This window comes from Marinobacter segnicrescens (assembly GCF_900111555.1).
GTDB lineage: Bacteria > Pseudomonadota > Gammaproteobacteria > Pseudomonadales > Oleiphilaceae > Marinobacter > Marinobacter segnicrescens.
In genome coordinates this window covers 1-25,230 of sequence record NZ_FOHZ01000028.1, presented here as the reverse complement: position 1 = coordinate 25,230, position 25,230 = coordinate 1, and the positions used below count along the sequence as shown (strand labels likewise).

General features: G+C 60.5%; 20 protein-coding genes. 8 read left to right on the top strand and 12 right to left on the bottom strand.

Annotated elements, in window-relative coordinates; genetic code table 11:
- Positions 1–32: 32 nt before the first annotated feature.
- On the top strand, positions 33–1,124 hold the full coding sequence (locus BM036_RS17090) for an alpha/beta hydrolase (RefSeq protein WP_091854576.1): 1,092 nt from the start codon (positions 33–35) through the stop codon (positions 1,122–1,124).
- A gap of 339 nt (positions 1,125–1,463) precedes the next feature.
- Here BM036_RS17090 and BM036_RS17085 read toward each other — a convergent pair whose 3' ends face one another.
- The 5 genes from BM036_RS17085 to BM036_RS17065 all read right to left on the bottom strand — a co-directional run bounded on the left by BM036_RS17085 (position 1,464) and on the right by BM036_RS17065 (position 6,221).
- Entirely contained in the window at positions 1,464–1,982 is a 519-nt protein-coding gene (locus BM036_RS17085; protein WP_091854574.1) for a hypothetical protein, read from the bottom strand.
- 2 nt (positions 1,983–1,984) lie between these two features.
- Complete coding sequence (locus tag BM036_RS17080) at positions 1,985–2,290, bottom strand: ElaB/YgaM/YqjD family protein (RefSeq protein WP_091854572.1); 306 nt, start codon at positions 2,288–2,290, stop codon at positions 1,985–1,987.
- Positions 2,291–2,411: 121 nt separating this feature from the next.
- On the bottom strand, positions 2,412–3,620 hold the full coding sequence (gene glcF / locus BM036_RS17075) for a glycolate oxidase subunit GlcF (RefSeq protein ID WP_091854570.1): 1,209 nt from the start codon (positions 3,618–3,620) through the stop codon (positions 2,412–2,414).
- Between the two features lie 2 nt (positions 3,621–3,622).
- Positions 3,623–4,699, bottom strand: coding sequence for a glycolate oxidase subunit GlcE (gene glcE, locus BM036_RS17070; protein ID WP_091854568.1), 1,077 nt, complete (start codon positions 4,697–4,699; stop codon positions 3,623–3,625).
- Positions 4,692–6,221 (bottom strand): FAD-linked oxidase C-terminal domain-containing protein, encoded by a 1,530-nt coding sequence (locus BM036_RS17065; RefSeq protein WP_091854566.1) that lies wholly within the window; start codon positions 6,219–6,221, stop codon positions 4,692–4,694. Before BM036_RS17065 ends, glcE begins: the two co-directional genes overlap by 8 nt.
- A 241-nt stretch (positions 6,222–6,462) precedes the next feature.
- Here BM036_RS17065 and BM036_RS17060 point away from each other — a divergent pair, with 241 nt between their 5' ends.
- The 5 genes from BM036_RS17060 to astE all read left to right on the top strand — a co-directional run bounded on the left by BM036_RS17060 (position 6,463) and on the right by astE (position 10,617).
- Positions 6,463–7,233: an ABC transporter ATP-binding protein gene (locus BM036_RS17060; RefSeq protein ID WP_091854564.1), complete on the top strand. Its 771-nt coding sequence runs from the start codon at positions 6,463–6,465 to the stop codon at positions 7,231–7,233.
- An 86-nt stretch (positions 7,234–7,319) separates the two neighbouring features.
- Positions 7,320–8,075, top strand: coding sequence for a transporter substrate-binding domain-containing protein (locus BM036_RS17055; protein WP_091854562.1), 756 nt, complete (start codon positions 7,320–7,322; stop codon positions 8,073–8,075).
- 48 nt (positions 8,076–8,123) lie between these two features.
- Positions 8,124–8,831 (top strand): ABC transporter permease, encoded by a 708-nt coding sequence (locus tag BM036_RS17050; RefSeq protein WP_091854560.1) that lies wholly within the window; start codon positions 8,124–8,126, stop codon positions 8,829–8,831.
- A gap of 1 nt (position 8,832) precedes the next feature.
- A complete protein-coding gene (locus BM036_RS17045; RefSeq protein WP_091854558.1) occupies positions 8,833–9,555 on the top strand; it encodes an ABC transporter permease in 723 nt (240 codons plus the stop codon).
- Positions 9,556–9,558: 3 nt separating this feature from the next.
- Complete coding sequence (gene astE / locus BM036_RS17040) at positions 9,559–10,617, top strand: succinylglutamate desuccinylase (protein WP_091854556.1); 1,059 nt, start codon at positions 9,559–9,561, stop codon at positions 10,615–10,617.
- Here the strand turns inward: astE and astB are convergent.
- The 7 genes from astB to aceE form a co-directional block, all read right to left on the bottom strand.
- Entirely contained in the window at positions 10,602–11,978 is a 1,377-nt protein-coding gene (gene astB / locus BM036_RS17035; protein ID WP_091854555.1) for an N-succinylarginine dihydrolase, read from the bottom strand. The two genes, astE and astB, sit on opposite strands and share 16 nt — an antisense overlap.
- A gap of 531 nt (positions 11,979–12,509) precedes the next feature.
- On the bottom strand, positions 12,510–13,982 hold the full coding sequence (gene astD / locus BM036_RS17030) for a succinylglutamate-semialdehyde dehydrogenase (protein WP_091854553.1): 1,473 nt from the start codon (positions 13,980–13,982) through the stop codon (positions 12,510–12,512).
- A gap of 135 nt (positions 13,983–14,117) precedes the next feature.
- Positions 14,118–15,161, bottom strand: a complete 1,044-nt coding sequence (gene astA, locus BM036_RS17025; protein ID WP_091854552.1) for an arginine N-succinyltransferase — start codon at positions 15,159–15,161, stop codon at positions 14,118–14,120.
- Between the two features lie 241 nt (positions 15,162–15,402).
- The gene (locus tag BM036_RS17020) at positions 15,403–16,617 is read right to left on the bottom strand and encodes an aspartate aminotransferase family protein (RefSeq protein ID WP_091854550.1); all 1,215 of its coding nucleotides are present in this window, start codon (positions 16,615–16,617) and stop codon (positions 15,403–15,405) included.
- 97 nt (positions 16,618–16,714) lie between these two features.
- Positions 16,715–18,172: an exonuclease domain-containing protein gene (locus BM036_RS17015; protein ID WP_091854588.1), complete on the bottom strand. Its 1,458-nt coding sequence runs from the start codon at positions 18,170–18,172 to the stop codon at positions 16,715–16,717.
- 343 nt (positions 18,173–18,515) lie between these two features.
- Positions 18,516–20,237, bottom strand: a complete 1,722-nt coding sequence (gene aceF, locus BM036_RS17010) for a dihydrolipoyllysine-residue acetyltransferase (protein WP_091854548.1) — start codon at positions 20,235–20,237, stop codon at positions 18,516–18,518.
- Between the two features lie 10 nt (positions 20,238–20,247).
- Positions 20,248–22,917, bottom strand: coding sequence for a pyruvate dehydrogenase (acetyl-transferring), homodimeric type (gene aceE / locus BM036_RS17005; RefSeq protein ID WP_091854546.1), 2,670 nt, complete (start codon positions 22,915–22,917; stop codon positions 20,248–20,250).
- 600 nt (positions 22,918–23,517) lie between these two features.
- On the opposite strand from aceE, the gene BM036_RS17000 reads away from it, so the two are divergent.
- Positions 23,518–24,882 carry a KamA family radical SAM protein gene (locus tag BM036_RS17000; protein ID WP_091854544.1) on the top strand — a complete coding sequence of 455 codons (1,365 nt, stop codon included), beginning with the start codon at positions 23,518–23,520 and terminating at the stop codon, positions 24,880–24,882.
- A gap of 106 nt (positions 24,883–24,988) precedes the next feature.
- On the top strand, positions 24,989–25,230 hold a 242-nt coding region (locus tag BM036_RS19970), incomplete at its 3' end, for a transposase (protein WP_143066638.1).

The window sequence follows — 25,230 nt, the reverse complement described above, 5'->3', positions numbered from 1 at the left end:
TTTCATTTTCGACAACATCCCAGGAGCCCGGCTTGACCCGCAGGATCGTTCTCTCCGTATTGCTGGCACTTCCGTTTGCAGGAGGCCTGGCCGAGGCGCGACAGATTCCTCCGGTTAGCCTGGAAATATCCGGCGAGGCTACGCCCGAACTGCTGGCAGATTTCCGCCAGGCGCTGCGGCGAATGGAGGACCGCCTCGAGAAATCCGAAAACCAGGTTGAGGCCGACAGGGTAACCGGGCAGGTTGATCTGGGGCAGTTCTGGAGAGTCGAGCAAGACATAGACTATACGGTCAATCGGACCAGCCCCCGTCAGCGTCTCAACATCATCTACCCCTTCGAGGGCGAACCACCCTATAGGACCATCGTTTACTTCCACGACGGGGACTGGCAATCAGGCAACCGGACGGCCGCCGCAGATGCGGTCGCCTACCAGGCCATCTACCAGGGGTACGCCCTGGTCAATGTGGGGTACCGACTGGCTGACGAGGCACTCTGGCCAGGGCAGCTGCATGACGCCAAGGCTGCCATCCGCTTCCTGCGTGCCAATGGCGAACAGTACCAGCTGGATACCGAACACCTGGTTGCCTGGGGCCGTGGCAGCGGTGGCCATATTGCACAGATGCTGGGCGCCACCAATAACAACCCGGCCGCAGAAGACCCCGGGATGGGATACGCAGAGGCATCGTCGGCGGTGCAGGGTGTGGTGTCCTGGAACGGCGCATCGGATATCACCAACCTGCCGGAGCAGACCCGCGATGCCGCCGATGCATTGACGGGCTACCTGGCCTATATGAGTGAGCTGGCGCTGGAAGCCAGCCCCGTGGCGCAGGTCAGCGAAGACTTCCCGCCTATCCTGCTGGTCCATGACACCGGCAACCGTGCCGTCCCCTTTGAGCAGTCTGCCCGCATGGCCATACGGGTCAATGCCGCCACCGGTGAACCCAGGGCGACCCTGAGACTTGTTGTGAGCGGGGAGCAGACAGCCCAGGGGCTGGACCACCCCGACGTCATGTTCCCAAGCCTCGACTTTGTGGATGCACTGCTCTATCCGCTTGATGGCAACCCACACCGGTCTTCGTTCTTTCCCGGCATCCAGACAGTGGACGACACCGGGCAGCAGTGACGACGGGGCCCGACCGTTGCAGGACCGTGAATGCGCCAACCGGCCCACGCCCGGTACGTTATGGTGCAAATTCTTTTAATTCTTGTTTAGCGATTGCCCACTAAATGATCTATGCTGTTTGAAAACCGTATAGAAGTTGACATGCATCAATAACAACAAAAGGGGCAACAATGAAAACGGTTCGACGCAGCGACATGATCATTCCCGCCTGGCTGGTTATCCTGACCGGATCAGCGGCCTTTCTCTACTGCGCCTACGCAGGCTTACTCTGACAGGAAGAATCCCTGTCCGGAGCGCGAAACCAGCAGGAGCTGAACGTAGCAGGTGAGCCCGAAACACTCAGGGCTCACCACCCAGTGGTGTGCCATCACCAGCGCCGGCTTCACCAGCTGCTTCCCCCGGTTCTTCTGCCGATCCGGAAGACTCTGCCTTTGCCTGACGCATAAAGGCGATCCCGCTTTGCAGCACCATCGCCCTGAAGCGGGCATCCGCCTGGCCGAAGATGCCGAGCGCAAACGCACCCAGCGCAGCTTCCAGGGGATTATCGCGGATGGCCTGTTCGAGGCGCTCGCGCATGGTTGGGCTCTGTTCTCCATCGCCGTCACCTTCTCCCGATGTCGCCCGGGAGCGGATCAATCGCCAGAAGAAGAGACCCAAAAGCAGAAAGCAGGCAGCGCCGGATATGGCAAGCGCACCGGCTTGCCCCACCAGGGGCGTAAGGCCTGCCGTCGCGGCCCACAGAAGCAAGACCAGGCCAGCGATGAGGAGGGCCGACAGCAAGGCAAATGCCAGCAGTGCTCCGATGAGCGCGGCAATGGCCTTGCGGGCCAGCCCTTCAATTTCCTGTTTGGAATACATGGTTACCGGTCGAGCAGCTTGCCAACCACCAGTCCGGCCAGGAAGAGGATGATGACCGTCAGGAACGGTCGCTCAGAGATACGCTCTTCAGCTTCGTGGAGTGCCTTCTCACCGGCACCGCGGGCGTAGTCCAGCGCTTCCTGGCTTTCCCGGCGAATTTCGTCACGGAAATTGTTCAGGTTGCTCTTCTGTCCGTCGGCCACGCTCTTGCTCAGTTTGGCCAGGTCTTCGCGCAATGCCTTAAGGTCAGCTTTGACCTGCTCGTATTCAGCGTTGGATGCCTTAACGTCCTGTGATTGTGCTGCCATTGCCTATCTCCTTGATGGATGATGACTTTCCAAGTGTTTTCTGACCATGCTCCCTCAAGGTAGCACAGGTATGCAGGTACGTCGGCATTATTGAGGGAATGTCATGGGCCGGCACCGCCGGTCATCGGTCCAGCAACTCGATCCAGTGTCGCACCGGCACGGATGCGCGGGTTTCCAGGTGCAGTTGGCACCCAACATTGGCGGTGACAATCTCATCTGGCTGGTCCACGGTGAGCGCAGCAAGTTTGTTGGCCAATAGCCGCTGGCTGAGTTCCGGTTGCAGCACCGAGTAGGTACCGGCGGAGCCGCAGCAAAGGTGTTTATCGGTGGTTTCCGCCAGCGTGATGCCCGCCTTTTCCAGTACCTGCTCCACCACCCCGCTCTGCTTCATGGCATGCTGCAGAGTGCAAGGACAGTGGAAGGCCACCTTGCCCTGCCCTTTCGCCAGGCCCAGGCTGCCCAGGTCCTGCTGCAGCAGAAACGCGCCCAGGTCCATCGTCAGTTCGCTCACCCGGCGGGCCTTGTCTGCGTATGCCGGGTCGTCCTTCAACAAATGACCATAGTCCTGGACCATGGCTCCGCATCCGGACGCCGTCATGACCACTGCCTCGGCCCCGTTTTCAATAGCCGGCCACCAGGCGTCGATATTACGCCGCATGTAGTCGAGGCCATCGCCATGCTCTCCGAGATGGTAACTGACGGCGCCACAGCAGCCCGCCGCCGGCGCCTCTACCAGGGTAATACCCAGGCGGTCCAGCACCCTTGCCGCAGCGGCGTTGGTGTTCGGTGTCGCCGAGGGCTGCACACACCCGGCCAGGGCCAGCACCTTGCGAGGGTGGCTGCCCGCAGGCCAGGGGCTGGCTTCACGTCTCGGGGGAATCTTGCTGCGCAGGGGTTCAGGCACCAGGGGGCGGGCAAGCTGGCCGACCCGCAGCAAGCTTCCGAACAGGCGCCGATTGGGCAGCACCCGCAACAGCGCCTGTCGCAGCCACCGCTCCCGTGCAGGACGCTCTATCCGGTCTTCCATCAGCCCGCGGCTGATATCCAGCAGGCGGCCGTACTGCACGCCGGAAGGGCAGGTTGTTTCGCAGGCCCGGCAGCTCAGGCACCGGTCCAGGTGCTCCTGGGTCCTTTCGGTGGTTTCGTGCCCCTCCAGGAACATTTTCATCAGGTAGATGCGCCCGCGGGGGCCGTCCCGCTCGTCACCCAACTCCTGGTAGGTGGGACAGGTCGCCGTGCAAAAACCACAATGCACGCAGCTGCGCAAGATGGCTTCGGCTTCCTGGCCTTCCGGTTGTGCTGCGAATTCCTGAACAAGGTTGGTTTGCATGATTACAGCCAGCTATAAAGATGTCCGGGATTGAAAATACCGTTGGGATCAAAGGCCGCCTTGAGGCGCTTCTGGATGGTTCGCAACGGCGACGGCTGAGGATGCATCACCTCTCCGCTGCGGTCACCGTGGCAGAACAGGCTCACCTGCCCTCCGGCCCGGGCGGCCCGTTCCGCCATGACGGACAGGGATTCGTCCTGCCTGCTCCAGCGCTGGGCACCACCCCAGTCAATCAGTGTCCTCTCACCCAACTCCTCCAGGGCAGCGGTCGGGTTGACGGAGAAACGCCACAAGGGCTCACTACCACTAAAGAAGGACAGCCGCTGATCACGAAGATCACGCCAGAAGGCCTCGCCGTCCTCAAGCACATTCATTTCGCCACCACTGTCAGCCACCCAGCGCTTTGCCGTTGCCTCCACGGCGGTGGCCGCACCGGACAAGCGCAGATACAGGTGGCCGTCGTACCAGCAAGCCGCCGACAGGGGTTTGGGCTGGCCGGCCAGCTGGTTCATGGTGTCGATGGCCTGCTGTTGCGCCATGGGTTGTACCAGGGTCTGCTCCATGGCTGGCAGCGGCAGCACCTTCAGGGAGACCTCTGTGATCACACCCAGGGTACCCAGGGCTCCGGCCTGCAAACGGGAGGCGTCATAGCCCGCCACATTCTTCATTACCTGGCCACCAAACTTCAGGTGTTCGCCCCGACCATTGATCAGCCGCAGGCCCAGCACGTGGTCCCGCACCGAGCCCTGCCAGGGACGGCCCGGGCCGGACAGGTTCGCGGCCAGGGTACCGCCGATGGTGTCCGTGTCGCCAAACCGCGGTGGCTCGAACGCCAGGCGCTGATTGTTCTCCGCCAGCACCGCATCGATATCCGCCAGGCGGGTCCCTGCCCTTGCGGTCATCACCAACTCCACCGGTTCATAACTGACAATGCCGGTATGCTCTGCCAGGCTCAGGGGCTGCCCCCGCAGGCCACGCCCGAGGAAAGGCTTACTGCCGCCGCCGGTGATGGCCAATGCTGTACCCGTTTCAGCCGCCTGTTTAACCTGTTCTGCCAGCTGTTGGCTGATATCACCCATGATGGGCCTCCCCTGCCTGTGCAACGTCTGGCTGGCGCAGGGGGCCAATGGCACGGTACTCCTGGCATTGGCGAAGGGTAGGCACACCCTTGCCTGGGTTCAGGATGCCCAGGGTATCGAAGGCCTGCTTGATGGCATGGAACTGGGAGACTTCGAGGTTGCCGAACTGATTGGGCATCTGCCGGATTTTCTCCATCCCGACACCGTGCTCGCCGGTGATGCTGCCACCAACGGCGACGCAGAGGTTCAGGATGTCACCACCGAAGGCTTCGGTACGCTCAAACTCCCCTTCCACATTGGCGTCGAACAGGATCAGCGGGTGCAGGTTGCCGTCACCGGCGTGGAATACGTTGGCAACGCGCAGCCCGTAATGGTCTGACAGGCGCTGCATTTCCGTAAGAACGTGGGCCAGCTGGCTTCGGGGAATGGTGCCATCCATGCAGTAATAGTCCGGGGAGATTCGCCCTACCGCCGGGAAGGCGGACTTGCGGCCTTTCCACAGCAATGCCCTTTCCTCCTCAGAGCCGGAGGTACGCACCGACGTGGCCCCCAGCGCCCGGAACAGGGATTCGGCCTGGTGGATGTGGTCGTGCACTTCTTCCTCGGTACCGTCCACCTCGCACAGCAACAGGGCTGCCGCATCGGTGGGGTAACCGGCATGGGCGAAGTCTTCGGCCGCCTGGATGGCAAAGCCGTCCATCATTTCCAGGCCACCGGGGATAATGCCATGGCCGATGATCCCGGCCACGGCCGCGCCGGCTGCCTGGACAGTATCAAACCCGGCCATGACCACCTGGGCTACCTCCGGCTTCGGTAACAGTTTGACCTGCACCTCGGTGACAATACCCAGCAACCCTTCGGAGCCGGTCATCAGGGCCAGCAGGTCCATGCCACAGCTGTCATAACCGTCGCTGCCAATGGTCACCCGCTCGCCCTCTGCGGTCACCACTTCCACGCTCAGCAGGTTGTGCACCGTCAGACCATATTTGAGGCAATGCACGCCTCCGGAGTTCTCGGCCACGTTGCCGCCAATGGTGCAGGCGATCTGGGAGGACGGATCCGGGCCATAATAGAGGCCATGCCTTGCTGCCGCCTCGCTGATGGCCAGGTTACGAACACCCGGCTGGAGGCGGGCGCTGCGGGCCTGCGGATCGATGGAGAGAATGCGATTGAACCTGGCCAGCGACAGAACAATACCACCGGCATGGGGCATGGCGCCGGCACTCAGCCCTGTGCCGGCGCCCCGGGCCACCACTGGTACTTCTTCAGCGTGGCAGATCCGCATGATCTGCTGCACCTGTTCCACGGTTTCCGGCAATAGCACCATCTGCGGCATTTCGCAGTACATGGAAAGGCCGTCGCACTCGTAGGGGCGGATGGTCTCGTCGTCGGTGATCACAGAGTCCGGGCTGAGAAAGCGCCGGAAGCGATCAGCGAGGCTTGCCCGGTACACAGGGGGAAAATCCGTACGCCCGTCAATGGGCCGGGGCGTGTCCGTTTCATGGGAGTTTGCCACTGACATGATTCAACCTGTCGCGATTATGGCTGTTGTTTCAGGTCATCATAAGGAAGCAAGTGCCGGAGCACCACCAGACTTTGGTTGATTAATTCAGCTATCCTGCCTTGGGGCGCCTATTGATTTTCTGTGTCGCAATCCGTACAAAGAGCGCCTTTCTGTAAAATGCGTGCATTTTCTGTTCATGGTGGCGGATCTTTCGTGTATTTTTCACGCATCATGAAGAAGTCATTACCGGAGTATGGCCATGGCGGACGTCGCCCCCCTGATCTGCAGGGACATCCACAAGACTTTCGACCAGAACGAGGTGCTCAAGGGCATTTCCCTGGAAACCCGCAAGGGCGATGTGGTGTCGCTGATCGGCAGTTCCGGCTCCGGCAAGAGTACCTTCCTGCGCTGCATTAACCTGTTGGAAACACCCACCTCTGGCGACATTATCGTGCATGGCGACCCAATCCGCTTCAAAACGGATCGCAAGGGCGAGCGTATTCCCGCCGACAACCGCCAGGTGGAGCAGATCCGCGCGCGACTTTCCATGGTGTTCCAGGGGTTCAACCTCTGGTCCCACATGACGGTGCTCGAAAACGTTATCGAAGCACCGGTACATGTGCTGAAAATGCCCCGGAAAGAGGCAATCGAGCGTGCAGAGGCCTATCTTCACAAGGTGGGCATCTATGAGCGCAAGGACTACTACCCGGCCCAGATGTCTGGCGGGCAGCAGCAGCGGGCGGCCATCGCCCGTGCCCTGGCCATGGAGCCGGAGGTGATGCTGTTTGACGAACCCACCTCTGCCCTTGATCCTGAACTGGTGGGCGAGGTTCTGAAAGTGATGCAGGGACTGGCCGAGGAAGGGCGCACCATGATCGTGGTGACCCACGAGATGGCCTTCGCCCGGGATGTGTCCAGCCAGGTCCTGTTCTTGCATCAGGGAGTGATCGAAGAACAGGGAAGCCCTGAAAAAGTCTTCGATCACCCGGAATCGGAGCGCATGCAGCAGTTCCTCGCGCCCCGGTTCTGAGCCAGCTCAAACGCTGGTAAAACGAAAAAACAGGACTGGAAAAAAGAGTCCCGACAACCCTGAAATCGCAACACTGGAGAAACCCCATGAAGAAAATGATTGTTGCAGCGGGCTGCGCCCTGGCCATGATGGCCGGCTCCGTACAGGCCCAGGACGGCAGGGATATCCGCATCGCCTTTGATGTGCCCTACGAGCCCTTCGAGTACCGGGATGACGACGGCAACCTGACCGGCTTTGAAGTGGAACTGGCCGAAGCCATGTGTGAGGAACTGAAGGCCAACTGCGAATTCGTCACCCAGGCGTGGGATGGCATGATTCCGGGCCTGCTGGCACGCAAGTTCGACGCCATCATGTCCTCCATGTCCATTACCGAGGAGCGGGCAGAGCGTGTACTGTTCTCCGAGCCCTACTACAACACCCCGGGCGGCTGGTTTGCCCCTGAAGGCTTCGACACCGACGTCACCGACATGAAGGCAATGGAAGGCAAGACCGTGGGCGTTCAGCGTGGCACCACCATGGATACGTATGTAACCGAGAACATGGGCGGCGTGGTCACCATCAAGCGCTACACCACTGCCGATGACATGGTCCTGGACCTGGAAGGCCAGCGCCTGGACGTGGTCTTCGTGGACTACCCGGTGGGCGAGCAGACCGTACTGAGCAAGGACGGGTTCAAGGAAGTGGGCAAGCCGGTCAAGCTGGGTCAAGGCGTCGGCGTTGCTATGCGCAAGCGTGACAAGGACCTGGCCGAGGAAATCAACGCAGCCCTCGAGACCCTGAAGAATGATGGCACCTACGACGCCATCATGGAGAAATACTTCAGCTACGACATCAAGATGTAAACCACGAGGTGGCCGGGCCTGCCCGGCCACCTCTGCCCGGATGCCCCCATGATCGATCTAAAAGGCTATGGTCCGCAGCTTGCCGAAGGCGCGGTCGTCACCATCGAACTGGCCTTGCTGTCCCTTCTGCTGGCCCTGTTCCTGGGTCTCACCGGCGCTGCTGCCAAACTGTCTGCCAGCCGGGTTGCCCGGGGGGTAGCCACTACCTACACGACTATCGTCCGGGGTGTACCGGACCTGGTCATGATGCTGCTGTTCTATTACGGTGGCCAGGTCCTGGTCAACGGCATTTCAGACCTGCTCTACGAACACTACGAGATCGACTGGTTCTTCCAGTTCGACCCGTTTATTTCCGGTGTACTGACCATCGGCCTGATCTTCGGTGCCTACATGGCTGAAACCTTCCGCGGCGCCTTCCTGGCGGTGGAAGCTGGCCAGATCGAAGCGGCCCGGGCCTATGGTTTCACCCGCTGGCATACCTTCCGCCGGGTCATGGCACCCCAAATGATGCGCCATGCCCTGCCCGGTATCGGCAACAACTGGCAGGTGCTGCTGAAAACCACCGCGCTGGTATCCATCATTGGCCTGACCGACATGGTTCGCGTGGCGGAGGAAGCGGCCAAGGCTGAACGGTCGCCTTTCCTGTTCTTTATCCCGGTTGCAGCGGTCTACCTTGCCCTGACCGCCGTAACCGAGTTGTTTATCAAGTGGCTCGATCGCCGGGCCAACGTCGGCGTCGTGCAGGGGGAAGGCTGATATGCCGGACTTCATTACCGCCTGGCTGGACCAGAACGACGTCTTCACCACCATGACCATGCTGGAGTACTGGAACGGCCTGGTACAGACGGTGCAACTGGTCTTCCTGTCCCTGATCATCGGCCTGCTGGTGGCCGTGCCCCTGGCCATCCTGAGAACGAACCGCCGCTGGTGGGTGTCCGGACCGGTGTGGGTGTATACCTACCTGTTCCGGGGCACGCCACTGCTGATCCAGCTGTACATCATCTACTATGGACTGGCCCAGATTCCCGGCATCCAGGAAACCTTCTGGTGGTCCATCTTCCGTGAGCCCTTCTACCCAGCCCTGCTGGCCTTCACCCTGAACACCGCAGCCTATACCACGGAAATCTTCCGGGGCGCCATTGCGGCCACTCCCCAGGGCGAGATTGAAGCAGCCAAGGCCTATGGCATGAGCTGGTTCCTGCGGCTGCGTCGCATCGTGCTGCCCAGCGCCGCCCGTCGCGCGGTGCAGGCCTACTCCAACGAAGTCATCTTCATGCTCCACGCCAGCGCCATTGCCAGCGTGGTGACCATCGTGGACCTGACCGGGGCGGCCCGTAATATCTACTCACGGTTCTATGCGCCCTTCGAGGCGTTTATCGGGGTGGCCCTGATCTACATGGCCCTGACCTTCCTGCTGGTGTTCGCCTTCCGCAAGCTGGAGAACCACCTGCTCCGACACCAGCGCCCCGCCGGGGGCTGAGCAATGGGCCCGGCGCAGGCGCTGTTCGATCGCCACGGAGACTGGTTATCCCACACCCTGGCGATGAGCGAACAGGCCTGCCCGGTAGCGGCTGTAACCCTGCCCGATGGCGGACAGCTGCAACGCCTGGGCACCGGCCTGCTGCGCTACCACCCTGACGCTGGAACAATCCCGAAAACCGGCCTGATCCTGTCTGCCGGCATCCATGGTAACGAGACTGCTCCTATCGAGCTGCTCAACGCCCAGGTTAACGACCTGCTTCAGGGCCGACTGCATTCCCGTATTCCGCTGCTACTGATCCTCGGCAACCCGCCGGCAATGGTGGCTGGCGAACGGTTCCTGAAGCACAACCTGAACCGACTGTTCTGCGGGGCATGGGAGGCTTACCCGGAGGGCTACGAAACCCGCCGGGCCAGTCAGCTGGAGGCGGTTTGCCGGGAGTTTGCGGATGAAACCAGCTTGCCACTCAGGCACTACGACCTGCACACCGCCATCAGGCCCTCGAAACGGGAGAAGTTCGCCCTCTACCCCTTTGTCGACGGCCGACAGGTGCCGGACAGTGAGCTTGATTTCCTGACCGATGCCGACATTGGGACCGTATTGCTGCAGCACAGACGAGCAACGACGTTTTCAGGCTTCAGCTCGGAGTATCTGGCCGCGGAAAGCTTTACCCTGGAACTGGGCAAGGTGGAACCATTCGGCCATAACGACCTGACCCGACTGGGCCGGCTGAGAGGGGCCCTGATTAACCTGCTGGAACAAAGGCCACTGGCGACGGCTGCCGAGCCACAGCGCCCCGAGATATTCCAGGTAGTGCACGAGGTCATCAATACCGGGGAGGGTTTCCGCTTTCACGTGGCGGACGACGTGGCCAACTTTACGGAGTATGCCCCCGGCACCCTGATCTGGGAGGATGCGGACACGCAATACCGGGTAGGCGATCAGCCGGAGGCGGTTATCTTCCCAAACCCGAAGGTGCCGGTGGGACACCGGGTGGCGTTGATGATCAGAAAGTCCTACATAGGACTTGCACCGCGCACCACACGTTACACCTCATGCTGAAAATCGTAGATCGACCCCAGCCCAAGAATCCCGGTCAGTTCATCCAGGGCGTGCCTGCTTTCTTTCAGTAAGTCAGGATCAGCCAGGTCCGCAGGTACTAGCACATCCCGGTAATGCCCCTGCACCCAGGCCACCAGCCGGTTGTAGAGATCGTCGCTGAGCAACACACCCTGGTTCATCGCTGCAACCGCCTCGTCTGCCAGCGCCACCCGCAAACGCAGACAGGCCGGGCCGCCGCCATTGCGCATGGACTGGCGCAGGTCGAAGGTTTCGATGCCGGTGATGGGGTTATCAGCCGCCAGCACCTCATCCAGGTACCGGTTAACCGATGGCACCTCACGGCACTCCGCCGGCACCACCAATAACATGCCGTGTTCCACCGACAACAGCTGACTGTTGAACAAATAGGATGACACCGCATCCCTGAGCGACACCTGGCCGGACGTCACACGGATTGTTTCCAGCGGTGTATCCCCGAGTTTCTCCCGCAACTCCGCCAGCATGGGTTCCTCATTCAGGAATGCTTGTTCATGGTAGAACAGCAGGTTTTCATTACCCACGGTGATCACGTCGTTGTGGAACACCCCAGCATCAATGGCCGCCGGGTTCTGCTGGGCGAAGACCGTTCGTTCCGGTTTCAGCCCATGGAGGCGGGCCACGGCCCGGGAGGCCTCCAGGGTCTGCCTTGCCGGGTAGGTTTGCGGTATCGCGGCACGGCTGTCGAAGGCCATCTGGCCATACACAAACAACTCCACCCCGGGCCTGCCATGGCCGGCACACAGACGGGTATGATTGGCAGCGCCTTCGTCACCAAACTGGGGCACCGACGGCAGCGGAGCGTGGTGGGCGAACCAGGCCTCGTCAGTGAAAATCGACTTGAGGATGCGGCCGGTTTCCGCCGCCTCCAGTGACCGGTGAAAGCTGGATGCCAGGTTGGCGGGGGTAAAGTGCACCCGATGGTCAGCCGTGTCTGCCGCCGGTGAGACAGTGGCGGCGTTGGCAACCCACATGGAGGAGGCTGAGCTGACCGCTGAGAGCAGCTCCGGTGACTCCTTTGCCACCCGGGTGAGCATGGCCTCCTCGGTGCCGGTAAAGCCCAGGCGCCGTAATGTAGGCATATGGGGACGTTCCTGGGGTGGCAGAACGCCCTGAAGCAGGCCCCGGTCGGCCAGGGCTTTCATCTTGGCCAGGCCCTGAAGCGCCGCCTCTTTCGGATTGGACGCCTGGTTGGCATTGGCTCCAGAGGCAAGGTTGCCCCTGGCGAGGCCCGCGTAGTTATGGGTCGGGCCGACCAGGCCATCCAGGTTCATTTCCCGGGTTTTGGCTTGGGTCTTTGTTTTTTTTGGGTTGTAGGTATCCATGGAGTTTGGCCTTTGCTTTCGGACTAATCTGCGCGTTGGGTGTATAGATCTTTATCTGCTGGCTTGGGTGGAGGCCCCCGCAGGCCGATGAGGCCTTTCGGGACACGCCGTGAATACGTCCATGTAGGCTCTTCAAAAACGTCCCTGTTTTTGAAGGTCCCGAAAGGCCTCCTCAACCCGCGACGGCCCCTAATATTCAGCTGCCTGCTCCACCCTCTCCCCGGCCCTCTCCCATCAAGGGAGAGGGTGTTAACAAAAATTTCAGCGCCAGCACACAAGCCGAACAGCGGGCGCTCAATAACCGAATCCTTAACGATGACTTGCATCTTTATGCTTCAGGCAACCGAAAGGTCCGAGTGTCCACGGGTTGAGAAGATTTTCCGGGACCTTCAAAAACAGGGACGTTTTTGAAGAGCCTCCATGGATGGATTCACGGCGTGTCCCGGAAAATCTTATCGACCTGTGGGCACGCGCTCCCATGCTCGAAGACACGGCTTTGGGATACAAGCACCCAAACGAGACACCAGGAAACTACAGCTTCAGCCCGGGAGCCAATTCGTCCGGCAACGACACCCGCTCAGACTCAAGGGAAGCCATAGGCCAGGCACAATAATCCGCAGCGTAATAGGCACTGGGCCGATGGTTACCGGAATCCCCTACCCCACCAAAGGGCGCAGCGCTGCTGGCACCGGTCAGTGGCCGGTTCCAGTTCACGATACCGGCGCGGACCTCCTCCACCAGCTGGTCATATAACGCTCGCTTATCCGTCAGGATACCGGCCGCCAAACCAAACCGGGTGTTGTTGGCCAACTCGATGGCCTCATCAAAACCCTTGTACCGGTAAACACTCAGTAGCGGCCCGAAATACTCCTCATCAGGTGCCTCCACCCCGGTCAGGTCCACAATGCCCGGGGTCAGCAACCCTGTGCCTTCCTCATGCACCATCTCCAGCAGCGCCTTGCCACCCGCCGCCGTCAGCTTGTGCCAGGCTTCCATCAGCCGGCCGGCAGCGTCCGGCGAGATAACCGCACCCATGAAGGGCTGCGGGTCCGCGTCGTACTGACCGACCGTAATGTCCTTGGCAGCCTCGACCAGCTTCTCCAGGAACGCATCCCCTGCCTTGCCCTCGGGCACCAGTAACCGGCGTGCACAGGTACAGCGCTGCCCTGCCGACAGGAATGCCGACTGCAACGTGTGGTGAACCGCAGCACGGGTGTCTTTTACATCCTCAACGATCAGCGGGTTATTGCCACCCATTTCCAGCGCCAGGATCTTGTGGGGCTGGCTGGCGAACTGTTCGTGGAGAAGTTTCCCTACTGTTGAGCTGCCGGTGAAGAACAATCCGTCGATCTGTGCATGCCCGGCCAACGCCCGGCCGGTGTCAGCTTCCCCCTGCACCAGGTTCACCACGCCGTCCGGAAGGCCCGCCAGGTGCCACAGCCGCACCGTCATTTCCGCAACGCCCGGGGCAAGCTCACTGGGTTTGAACACGACTGTGTTGCCCGCCAGAAGTGCGGGAACGATATGGCCATTGGGCAGGTGCCCGGGGAAGTTGTATGGGCCGAATACGGCGACCACCCCGTGAGGTTTGTGGCGCAGTACTGCCTTTCCTCCAGGCACTTCGGAGGTTCGCCCGCCGGCCCGCTCTTGCTGCGCCCTGACCGAAATGTCGATCTTGCCGATCATGGCGGACACTTCCGTGCGGGATTCCCACAGCGGCTTGCCGGTTTCACAGCCAATCTGGTGGGCCAGTTCTTCGCGATGCTCTTCCAGCAGCTCGCCGAAGCGACGGATGATGGCCTCCCGCTCGCTCACAGGCCGTCGTGCCCAGGCTGGGAACGCCTCGCGGGCTTCTTTCACTGCAGCATTCACATCGTCCAGACCGGCACCAAGCCCTTGCCACAGGGTTTCGCCGGTCACCGGGTGGATGGACTCCAGCTCCTCTCCATGGCCGGAAGCCCAAAGGCCGTTGATAAACAGTTCTCCGGTTAGCGTAAGGCTCATGGAACACCTCCCGTGCCCATTTGAAGATGGTATTACCAGTATCGGCCCGAGCAGGTACACCCTGTCGGGGTTATGATCCCCTGCCGGCGGGTGGGACTATCAGCGAATGATCCTGGTTGATACTAAAGGTATTGGTCAGAACAGCGCTTCTTTCAAGGGCGCGATCCTTACCTGGTCACCTTCGGCCACCCCCAGTGCCTCCATGATGGGCCCCGGCATCTGTACCTCTTCATCACGGATGGCGGCCCTGGGCAAGGTGCCAACCCGGAAGTCTTCAAAGGAGCGATTGCTGACCATGACCCGCTCCCCGGCCGGCAGATTGCTCAGCAAAGGCCGGTCGACCCGCCTTACCGGGCGCAGGATGCTCTGGCGGATGGTACGAATGTTGTGGAGGAAGGCTTCCACCACCGGGCCGCCGTCAAAGATGTCCACCAGGCCGTTGAAGTTGAAGCCTTCGGCCTGAAGCATGTTGAGGGCCGGTTCGGTGTTTTTGTGGACCTTGCCGATGACTTCGGTGGCACTCTCGGGCAATAAAGACAGGTAGATGGGGAAGCGGGGCATGAGCTCGGCGATGAAGGATTTGTTGCCCCGTGCGGAGAGTCTGTCAGCCTCGACAAACTCCATGTCGAAGAAGCGCCGGCCCAGGGCGTCCCAAAAGGGGCTTTGTCCCTGTTCGTCGGAGACGCCGCGCATTTCGGCGAAGATTTTGTCGGAGAAATGCTCGCGGAATTCGTCCAGGAACAGGAATCGGCTGCGGGAGAGCAGCAGGCCGTTGCCGCCGCCCCGGTGGCTGTCGGCCAGCAGCAGGGAGCCGATTTCGGTGGCGTCGGTCATGTCGTTGGTGAGGTAGAGTGTGGGGGTCCTTACGTGGACGTTGAGTTCGCGGCTGTCGCTGACGGTGATGCTGAGGCGGTAGTTGTAGAAGACTTCGTCGAGGCCGACGCGGGCCTGGATGCCGCTTATGCCTGCGCAGCGTTTTTGCTCTGTGTCTTCGAGGGCGAAGAGGTAGAGGCCGGCGTCCGGGGGGCATTGGCCGTTAAAAGTGGCCTGGGCTTTGTCGATCTTGGTTTTGAGGAGGGTGCGGTCCGGAGGGAGGGTTGTGAGGCCGTTGCCGGCTGAGGCGGCCATTTCATAGAGATCATCGAGATCATTTTCGGCTAATGGCCTGATTATGAGCATTACCCCCTCCAGGACTTCAGGTTTGGTGCAGGGCTGCCGGTCTGGCAAGGCTTTCCGGGACACGCCGTGAATACGTCCATGTAGGCTCTTCAAAAACGTCCCTGTTTTTGAAGGTCCCGGAAAGCCATACCAGCCCGTCCGCCGAAACTTCGTGCTATTCGCTGGTGCGAAACATCCTGTCTTTACATAGCTTCAAAGAACTACCTGCCACGCCATTTCCTGCAACTTTCAGAAAATCTGACTACTCCACCAGTGTAGCCACCGCCTTCTCAAATCGCTCCAGTCCCTCTTCAATATCCTGGTCGGGGATGATCAGGGAGGGGGCCAGGCGGACGACGTTGCCGCCGGCCACGAGGATAAGCAGGCCCTGTTCCTGGGCAGCGGCGACGAAGTCCTTGGCCTTGCCCTGCCACTCTTCGGTCAGCACGCAGCCCAGCAGCAGCCCTTCCCCGCGGACTTCGGTGAAGATGTTGTATTTCTCACCGATGGCCATCATGCCCTTGCGGAGTTTGTCGGAGCGGGCGCGGACGCCTTTGAGGATTTCCGGCTGGCTGATGGTGTCGATGACTTTCTGGGCCACGGCGCAGGCCAGGGGGTTGCCGCCGTAGGTGCTGCCGTGGGTGCCGACGCCGAGGCTTTCGGCGATTGCGGTGGTGGTGAGCATGGCCGCCACCGGGAAGCCGCCGCCCAGGCCCTTGGCGCTGGTGAGGATGTCCGGGGTGACGCCGTAATGCTCGTAGGCGTAGAGGTGACCGGTGCGGCCGGCGCCGGTCTGGACTTCGTCGAATACGAGTAGTGCATCGTTTTCGTCGCAGAGATCGCGCAGGCCCTGGAGGAATTCCGGTTCAGCGGGCAGTACGCCGCCCTCGCCCTGAATAGGTTCGACCACGATGGCGCAGGTTTTTTGTTTGGAAATGAGTGCCTTTACCGAACCCAGGTCGTTGTAGGTGGCGTGGTGGATGCCGCCCGGTGCTGGTTCAAAGCCTTCCAGGTATTTGGGCTGGCCGCCCACGCTGACGGTGAACAGGGTGCGGCCGTGGAATGAGTTGGTGAACGAGATGATCTCGTGTTTCTCCGGACCATGGTGGGTCCAGCCGTGGCGACGGGCGAGTTTGAAGGCCGCTTCGTTGGCTTCACCACCGGAGTTGGCGAAGAACACGCGTTCGGCGAAAGTCAGCTCACACAGGGTCCTGGCCAGGCGCAGGGCCGGTTCGTTGGTGAGTACGTTGGATACGTGCCAGAGCTTTTCGGCCTGCTCCTGGAGCGCACCGATCAGGCCCGGGTGGGCGTGGCCGAGGCTGTTGACGGCAATACCACCGGCGAAGTCGACGTATTCGCGGTCCTGCTGGTCCCAGAGTCGTGACCCTTCACCTCGCACGGGAATCATGGCGCCGGGAGCGTAGTTGGGGACCATGACGTCGTTGAAGAGTTCGCGGGTGACGGGTTCTCTGTTCATACTTTCCTCTCTGGACCTTGCGGAGCCGGCCTCTGTTCCGCACAGGGCCGGGGTTGGAAAGCCTTATCATACGCCAGAGCGGGAGTGTGTGGAAAACTCAGCTGTTTTCCGGGGAGACCGCGAGGATATCCGGCTCACCAATCGGCGGCAGTTCGAGGATCTGCAGGCCACCAATGCCTTTGCCGGACAGGGCCTTGACCACCAGTTTGTAGGAGTCCATGTCAAAAGTGACGGCGGTACCCCGCAGGCTGAGATCGCTCAGTTCTTCTTCCGAGTGTACGGTCGCCACGTGCATCCAGTTGTAAATGATCAGGATATCAGTGCGGCCGGTGTTGGGGTTTTGCTCCATCACGCCGACCGGTCCCTGCCAGGGCCAGGTTTTCAGCCGCAGGCTGTGGAAGGCAATCTGCACCCGAAGGTTGTAGCGGGTGACATCTTCTTCTCCTTCACAGGCGCCCTTGCAACGCCCCAGGGTTCGCTGGAAGCAGGGGCCCTGTTGGTCCGCCGGTTCCAGGTCGAGGAGTTTGTTGCAGAGCTCGTTCTTGCTGGCGATGCCGGTCAGGGCCCTCAGGGCATCCCGCTTGCTGCGGAACAGGCCGTAATAGTGGCCCAGCCGGTGAGGTTCGATCTGCCGAACCAGCCGGGCCTGGAGGTACCCCTGCCCGCTCTCGGTCAGCTCGATGCTCCAGAGTGCCTTGGCCGGCCGGGAGCGGCGATTGTACATGGGCCGCAGGCCCTTGATCTGTTTGAGTTCCAGCAGCAGGGCCCCCAGTTCGCCGGCAGTCTCTGTCCACTCCAGGCGGCGCATGCTTTCGGACAGGCGTATGCCCTTGCCGGAATTATGATCACCGGAGAAATGGGAGGCCACCCGCTGGGCGATGTTGGTGCTCTTGCCGACGTACAGCAGCACATCGTTCTCACCATAGAACCGGTACACACCGGGCACCGCCGGCACCTCGTCCAGTACATCCGGGGGCATATGGGAGGGCACGCTGGGGCGTTGCAGCAGGGTGCGAACGGCCTCTTCCACGCTTTCGTTACCATGGTCGGCAAGCGCGTGGTTGAAGAACTCCATCATGGCGGTGACATCACCCATGGCCCGGTGCCGCTGCACAGCGCCAAGGCCGTGGCGCTGTATCAGGGCATCCATGTTGTGGCGTTTGTACTGGGGATATAGACGCCGGGACAGTTTGACGGTGCACAGTACCTTCGCCGCGAATGGGCGCAACAACCGCCGAAACTCCGCCTTTACGAAGCCATAGTCAAAGCGGGCATTATGGGCGACGAACACCGAGCCCTTCAGACGTTCTTCCAGCTCATCCGCAATGTCTTCAAACAACGGTGCGTCTGCGACCATCTCGTTACTGATGCCGGTGAACCGCTCAATAAACGGGGGAATGCGCATCTGCGGGTTAAGCAGGGTTTGCCATTCGTCCACGACCTCGCCATCGCGCCAGAAGCGGATACCAATCTCGGTAATACGATCATGGCCCGCCGAGCCGCCGGTGGTTTCCAGGTCGAGGAAGGCGAAGGTGGTGGAGTTGAGGAAGTTCATGAAGGCAGTGTACTTCAAAGCGTGAAACAAGGCCGGAAACTTCTCGACTCGCCTGCTTTCACCCTCTCCCCAACCCTTCTCCCGTCAAGGGAGAGGGGCTTTACACAGGTGCCTCTTCGTACTTCCCCTATCCCGTCAAGGGAAAGGGGCCTTACACAGGTGCCTCGTCGTACTTCCCCTCTCCCGTCAAGGGAAAGGGGCCTTACACAGGTGCCTCTTCGTACTTCCCCTCTCCCGTCAAGGGAGAGGGGCCTTACACAGGTGCCTCGTCGTACTTTCCCTCTCCCTTGACGGGAGAAGGGTTGGGGAGAGGGTGAGAGGAGGCGGGTTCCCTGACTCGCGCCTACAACAACAGCCGCCGGATATCCCCCAGCAACTGCCCCAGCAGGTTGGTAAACCGGGCTGCGTCCGCCCCGTTCACGGCCCTGTGGTCGTAGGACAGGGACAACGGCAGCATCAGCCGTGGCTGGAAGGCCTCGCCGTCCCACACCGGTTTCATCGCCGCCCTGGAGACGCCCAATATGGCCACCTCCGGGGTGTTCACGATGGGGGTGAACGCGGTGCCGCCAATGCCGCCCAGGCTGGTGATGGAGAAACAGGCTCCCTGCATCTCCGCCGGCTTGAGCTTCTTGTCCCGGGCCTTGTCCGCCAGCTCCTGGGCTTCCTCGGCCAGCTGCCACAGGCCTTTCTGGTCCACGTCGCGGATAACCGGCACCATCAGACCGTGGGGCGTATCCACGGCAATGCCGATGTGAACGTACTTCTTGCGCACTACCTCCTTGCGTTCCATGTCCAGGGACACGTTGAACTGGGGCAGTTCCAACAGTGCAGCAGCGCAGGCCTTGAGGATGAAGGGCAAGGGCGTGAGCTTGACGCCCTTTTTTTCACCTGCCTGCTTCTGGCCCTTGCGGAAGGCTTCCATCTCGGTGATATCGGCGTCATCGAACTGGGTGACATGAGGTACGTTCAGCCAGCTCTTCTGCATATTGGTGGCGGTGGCGGTCATCATGCGGGACATGCTTTCCCGTTCCACTTCACCAAACTGGCTGAAGTCCGGCAGCTTGATGCCCGGTATGCCGGCGCCTTCCACCGAACCGCCGTCCTGGGCTTTCTTCAGGTTCTGGCGGATGTAGGCTTCCACATCGTCCTTGAGGATACGGTCCTTCGGACCGGAGGGCTTCACTTTGGTGAGGTCCGCCCCCAACTCCCGGGCCAGCTTGCGTACTGCCGGACCGGCATGGACCTTGGCGCCGGGGGATGGCATCTGGTAGGTGCTGTCACCCTGGCTGTCTTCCGAGGTATCGCCGCGTTCCTTATCCTTTCCGCCCTTGTCCTCCTTGTCGGACTTTTCGTCCTTGTCGCCGGCTTTTTCCTCTGCCCGGTCAGTGCCAGCCTCATCTTCATCCCCGCTGTCACTGCCTTCCTCGACAGTCATTTCCAGCAGGTCGTCTCCTTCGGAGAGCTTGTCACCCTCCTTCACCAGGATCTTGTCGATTTTGCCGGCGTAGGGTGACGGGATCTCCATGGTGGCCTTGTCGGACTCCACCGTGACCAGTGGCTCTTCCTCGCCCACCGTGTCGCCTTCACTGACATTGATCTCGATGACGGGCACATTCTCGAAGCCGTCCAGGGCGGGCACCTTCACCGTTTCCTTGCGGCTGCCGCCTTTCTTGCCCTGCTTCTGGCCGCCCTTGCCCGAATCCTTCGCCCTGCCCTTGTGGTCATCCTCGTCGCTGTCGGGCTGCGCCTTCTCTGCAGCTTCATCTTTCGACTGGTCCGCATCCTCGCCGCTGTCGCCCTCGTCTTCGTCGTCACCGCCACCGGCCGCATCGGTATCGATCGTGCCGACCACGTCGCCTTCACTAAGCTTGTCGCCCACCTTGACGGACAGCTTGGTGATCTTGCCGGCAAAGGGGGCTGGTAGTTCCACAGAGGCCTTGTCGGACTCCACCGTCAGGATGGGATCTTCTTCCTCAACGGTGTCACCCTTGCTGACAAGTACTTCGATAACCTCGACTTCGTCCGCGCCGCCGAGATCGGGAACCTTGATGTCCTGTTCACTCATAACGGCCTCCTCAGCTGTACGCCGGGTTGGGTTTATTGCGGTCGATGTTGTACTTGCGCATGGCCTCCAGCACCTGGTCCTTCTTGATCTCGCCGTCCTCGGCCAGCGCCGACAGGGCGTTGATCACCACGTAGTAGCGGTCCACTTCGAAGAAGTTGCGCAGCTTCTCCCGGGTATCACTACGACCAAAGCCATCGGTGCCCAGGGTGTAGTAGGTCTTGGGAATGTAAGCCCGCAACTGCTCGGAATGCAGCTTAATGTAGTCCGTGGCGGAAACCACCGGACCCTGCTGCTTTTCGAGGCACTTCGTAACGTAGGGCGTCTTCTGGGTGTCATCCGGGTGCAGGTGGTTCCAGCGTTCCACATGCATGCCGTCACGGGCCAGTTCGTTGTAGCTGGTAACACTCCAGATATCGCTGGCCACGCTCCAGTCGTCCCGCAACAGCTCGGCTGCAGCCCTGACCTCATTGAGGATGGCACCGGAACCCAGGAGTTGCACCCGTGGGGTTTTCTTGCGGCCCTTGGTTTCCACCGAGTCGAACTTGTACATGCCCTTGATGATCTGCTCTTCAATGCCCTTGGTACTGGGCATGGCGGGCTGCTGGTAGTTCTCGTTCTCGATGGTGAGGTAGTAGAAGACGTTGCGATTGTCCTCGAACATCTCCTTGATGCCATGCTGGACCACCACGGCCATTTCGTAGCCGAAGGCCGGGTCGTAGGCACGGCAGTTGGGCACCACGTTGAACAATACATGGCTGTGGCCATCCTGGTGCTGCAGGCCCTCACCATTGAGCGTGGTGCGACCCGCGGTGCCACCAATCAGGAAGCCCCTGGCCTGCATGTCGCCGGAGGCCCAGACCAGGTCCCCCACCCGCTGGTAACCGAACATGGAATAGAACACGTAGAACGGGATCAACGGGAAGTTGTTGTGGCTATAGGAGGTAGCCGCCGCCATCCAGGCCGCCATGGATCCATCCTCGTTGATGCCCTCCTGCAGGATCTGGCCTTTCTTGTCCTCCCGGTAGTACATGATCTGGTCCCGGTCCTGGGGCACGTACTTCTGGCCTTCGGAGGTATAGATGCCCATCTGCCGGAACATGCCTTCCATACCGAAGGTGCGGGCCTCGTCAGGAACAATGGGCACTACCCGCTTGCCCACCCGCTTGTCTTTCACCAGGGCATTGAGGATGCGCACAAAGGTCATGGTGGAGGACACTTCCCGGTCACCGGAACCGTCCAGCACACTCTTGAAGATGCTCAGTTCAGGCACCTTCAATGGCTGGGCATCCTTGCGGCGCTTGGGATAGAAGCCCCCCAGGTCCTGCCGGCGCTTCTTCATATAGACCATTTCCGGGCTGTCCGGGGCTGGCCGGTAATAAGGAATATCTTCCAGTTCGTCGTCCTTGAGGGGCACGCCGAACCGGTCCCGGAACGCCTTGAGGGCTTCCTTGTCGAGCTTCTTCAGGGAGTGGGCGGTGTTCTGCGCCTCGCCTGCGGCGCCAAAGCCGTACCCCTTGATGGTGTGGGCAAGGATAACCGTGGGCTTGCCGTTGGCCTCGTGCACGGCCTTGTGATAGGCGGCATACACCTTGTAGGGATCATGGCCGCCACGGTTCAGCTTGTTGATATCATCATCGGAAAGGTTCTCCGCAATCTTGGCAAGTTCAGGGTACTTGCCGAAGAATTCCTTGCGGGTGTAGGCCGGACCCTGGCTGGTGTAATTCTGCAGGTCGCCATCGCAGATCTCATCCATGGCACGCTGCATCACACCGTCTTCATCCTTGTCGAACAACGGATCCCACATGCGGCCCCAGACAACCTTGATGACGTTCCAGTCCGCACCCCGGAAGATGCCTTCCAGTTCCTGGATAATCTTGCCGTTGCCCCGCACCGGACCGTCCAGGCGCTGCAGGTTGCAGTTGACCACGAAAATGAGGTTATCCAGCTTCTCCCGGCCTGCCTTGGAGATGGACCCCAGGGTTTCGGGTTCGTCACACTCGCCGTCCCCGACAAAGCACCAGACCTTGCGGTTGTCCATATCAATCAGTTCCCGGCTGTGCAGGTACTTCATGACATGGGCCTGGTAGATCGCCTGGATCGGGCCCAGACCCATGGAGACGGTCGGGAACTGCCAGTAATCCGGCATCAGCCAGGGGTGGGGATAGGAGGACAGGCCGTTGCCGTCGACCTCTTCCCGGTACTTGTCCAGGTGTTCCTCGTCGAAGCGGCCCTCAAGGTAAGAACGGGCATAGATGCCCGGGGAGGCGTGCCCCTGGAAATACACCAGGTCAGACTCGCGCTTGTCATCACCACCGTGGAAGAAATAGTTGAAGCCCACGTCATAGAGGGTAGCGGCGGAGGAAAAGGTGGAGATATGCCCGCCCAGCTCCCCCGGGCGCTGGTTTGCCCTTACCACCATGGCCATGGCGTTCCAGCGGATCAGGGAGCGGATACGACGTTCCATGAACAGGTCGCCAGGCATGCGCGCTTCATTGGTCACCGGAATGGAATTACGGAACGGAGTGGTAATGGAATATGGCAGTTCCGTGCCTTCCCGGCTGGCGCGCTCTGACAGGCGCTCCAGGACAAAACGGGCGCGGTCAACGCCTTCATTCTCAATCAGGGATTCCAGTGCATCCAGCCATTCGCTGGTTTCAGTGGGGTCATCGTCCTGGTACATCGAACCCTCCCATGTCTTCGATTATGCGGCCAGGATGCCGCTGAACAGGGTCGGGTGCTGGTGACACACCCGCCTGGAAAATCGTTACCCCAAGCATAGTCCAGTCTGGCCGGGGTCTCCGGCCGGGGGACTTGGGGTGGATCACCCGACACTTTTGGTGCCGGGAAATTTTCAGAGGAACGTCAAGACTATAGAAGGCATGTTGCCAACTTGCGACACCCTTCACAACTCGACCAAAGACCAAGGGCGACGGCGCGGCAAAAATCGCGCGACTCCCTCATCCGCCTACCTGAACCAGCATTTAGCCTCGGTCCACGTTTCCGCGGTCACAATGCTTTTCGCACTAAATATCTTGGCGCTGAAAAGGTGTGACGGGATCATGACGCCAATTGCTTGCAATATCATTGATAAGGCATCGAACCACCGCGATAACCCGGCAAGTTACCGAGACACAAAGAACTTCCGTCACGGCGAACATCATTTTATTAATTAGACCTGAAAATGTTGTTCCTTTCCGGTATACTTGCCTGCCTGATTTTTGAACAGTGGTGGCTGATGCATTCCGGCCGCCGGCAATTTCACTCAGACAGAGGGCGATCCATGAATTCCATCGTCACCTTCCCGAACCGGATTCCGACCGTCGAGTTTGAAGAGCGTCGTTTCCAGGTCTACACCGACCGCCAACTCGACAAGATCGAGGTTATCCAGAATCTTCCCGAAGAGACTCTGTTCGAAATGAAAGTGGTGGCCAGCGTGCTGCCCTTCCGTGTCAACGAATACGTCATCAACGAACTGATCAACTGGGACAACGTTCCCAACGACCCGCTGTATCAGCTGGTGTTCCCCCAGAAAGGCATGCTGAAGGAAGAGCACTTCGAGCGCATGGCCAAGCTGCATCGGGAAGGGGCCGACAAGAAGCTGATCCAGAAGGTTGCCAAGGAAATCCGCGACGAACTGAACCCGCACCCGGCGGGACAGATGGAAATGAACCTGCCCACCCTGGACGGGGTGCCGCTGGAAGGCCTGCAGCACAAGTACCGGGAAACCGTGCTGTTCTTCCCGGCCCAGGGCCAGACCTGCCACTCCTACTGCACCTTCTGCTTCCGCTGGGCACAGTTTGTCGGTGACAAGGACCTGCGCATCGCCAGCAGTGATGCAGAGCAGCTGCATGGTTACCTGAAGCAGCACACCGAGGTCACTGACCTGCTGATGACCGGCGGCGACCCCATGGTGATGAAAACCAAGAACCTGGTGCAGTATCTCGAGCCGCTGCTGGAGCCGGAGTTCGATCACATCCAGACCATCCGCATCGGCACCAAGGCACTGACCTTCTGGCCGTACCGGTTTGTGACCGACAAGGATGCCGACGAACTGATTGAGCTGTTCGCGAAACTGGTTGATGCCGGCAAGCATGTGGCGCTGATGGCCCACTACAACCACTGGCAGGAAATCACCACCGATATCGCGGAAGAGGCGATCCGTCGCATCCGCGCTACAGGTGCCGAGATTCGCGCCCAAGGCCCGCTGATCAAGCATGTGAACGACAATGCCGACGACTGGGCCAAGCTGTGGAAGAAGGAAGTGAAGCTGGGCATCATCCCCTACTACATGTTCGTAGAGCGGGATACCGGCGCCAAGAACTACTTTGAAGTTCCGCTGGCGAAGGCCTACGACATCTACCGTGAGGCCATCAAACAGGTCTCCGGCCTGGCCCGTACCGCCCGTGGCCCGTCCATGAGTGCCGGTCCCGGCAAGGTGGAAATCCAGGGCATCACCGAGATCAAGGGCGAGAAAGTCTTCGTGCTGCGATTCCTGCAGGGCCGTAACCCGGACTGGGTTCAGCGCCCGTTCTTCGCGAAGTACAGCGAAACCGCCACCTGGTTGCACGAGCTGGAGCCGGCGTTCGGTGAAGAGAAGTTCTTCTTCGAAGACGAATACGAACAGATGCGCAAGGGTAACGGCTAATCAGCCATACACCCTGCATCTCCTGAAAAGGCAGCCTCCGGAGGCTGTGTGAAAACAGCCTCCCAAGCTGGCAAAATAACCGCGACATGGCTCGCGGTTATTTTTTATGAGACATCTGGAAGGCACTCCCCGAAGTCAGACGCTTCTGCTTCCGCCCAGCGTCGAAGATTACGTCCCCGAAGATCACCCGGTTCGCGTCATTGATGCCTTTGTGGATTCACTGAACCTGTCTGAGATGGGTTTCAGGAAAGCGCAGACGGCTCACACAGGCCGACGCCCTTATCATCCCGGCGATCTGCTCAAGCTATACATATACGCCTACCTCAATCAGACCAGCAGCACCCGACG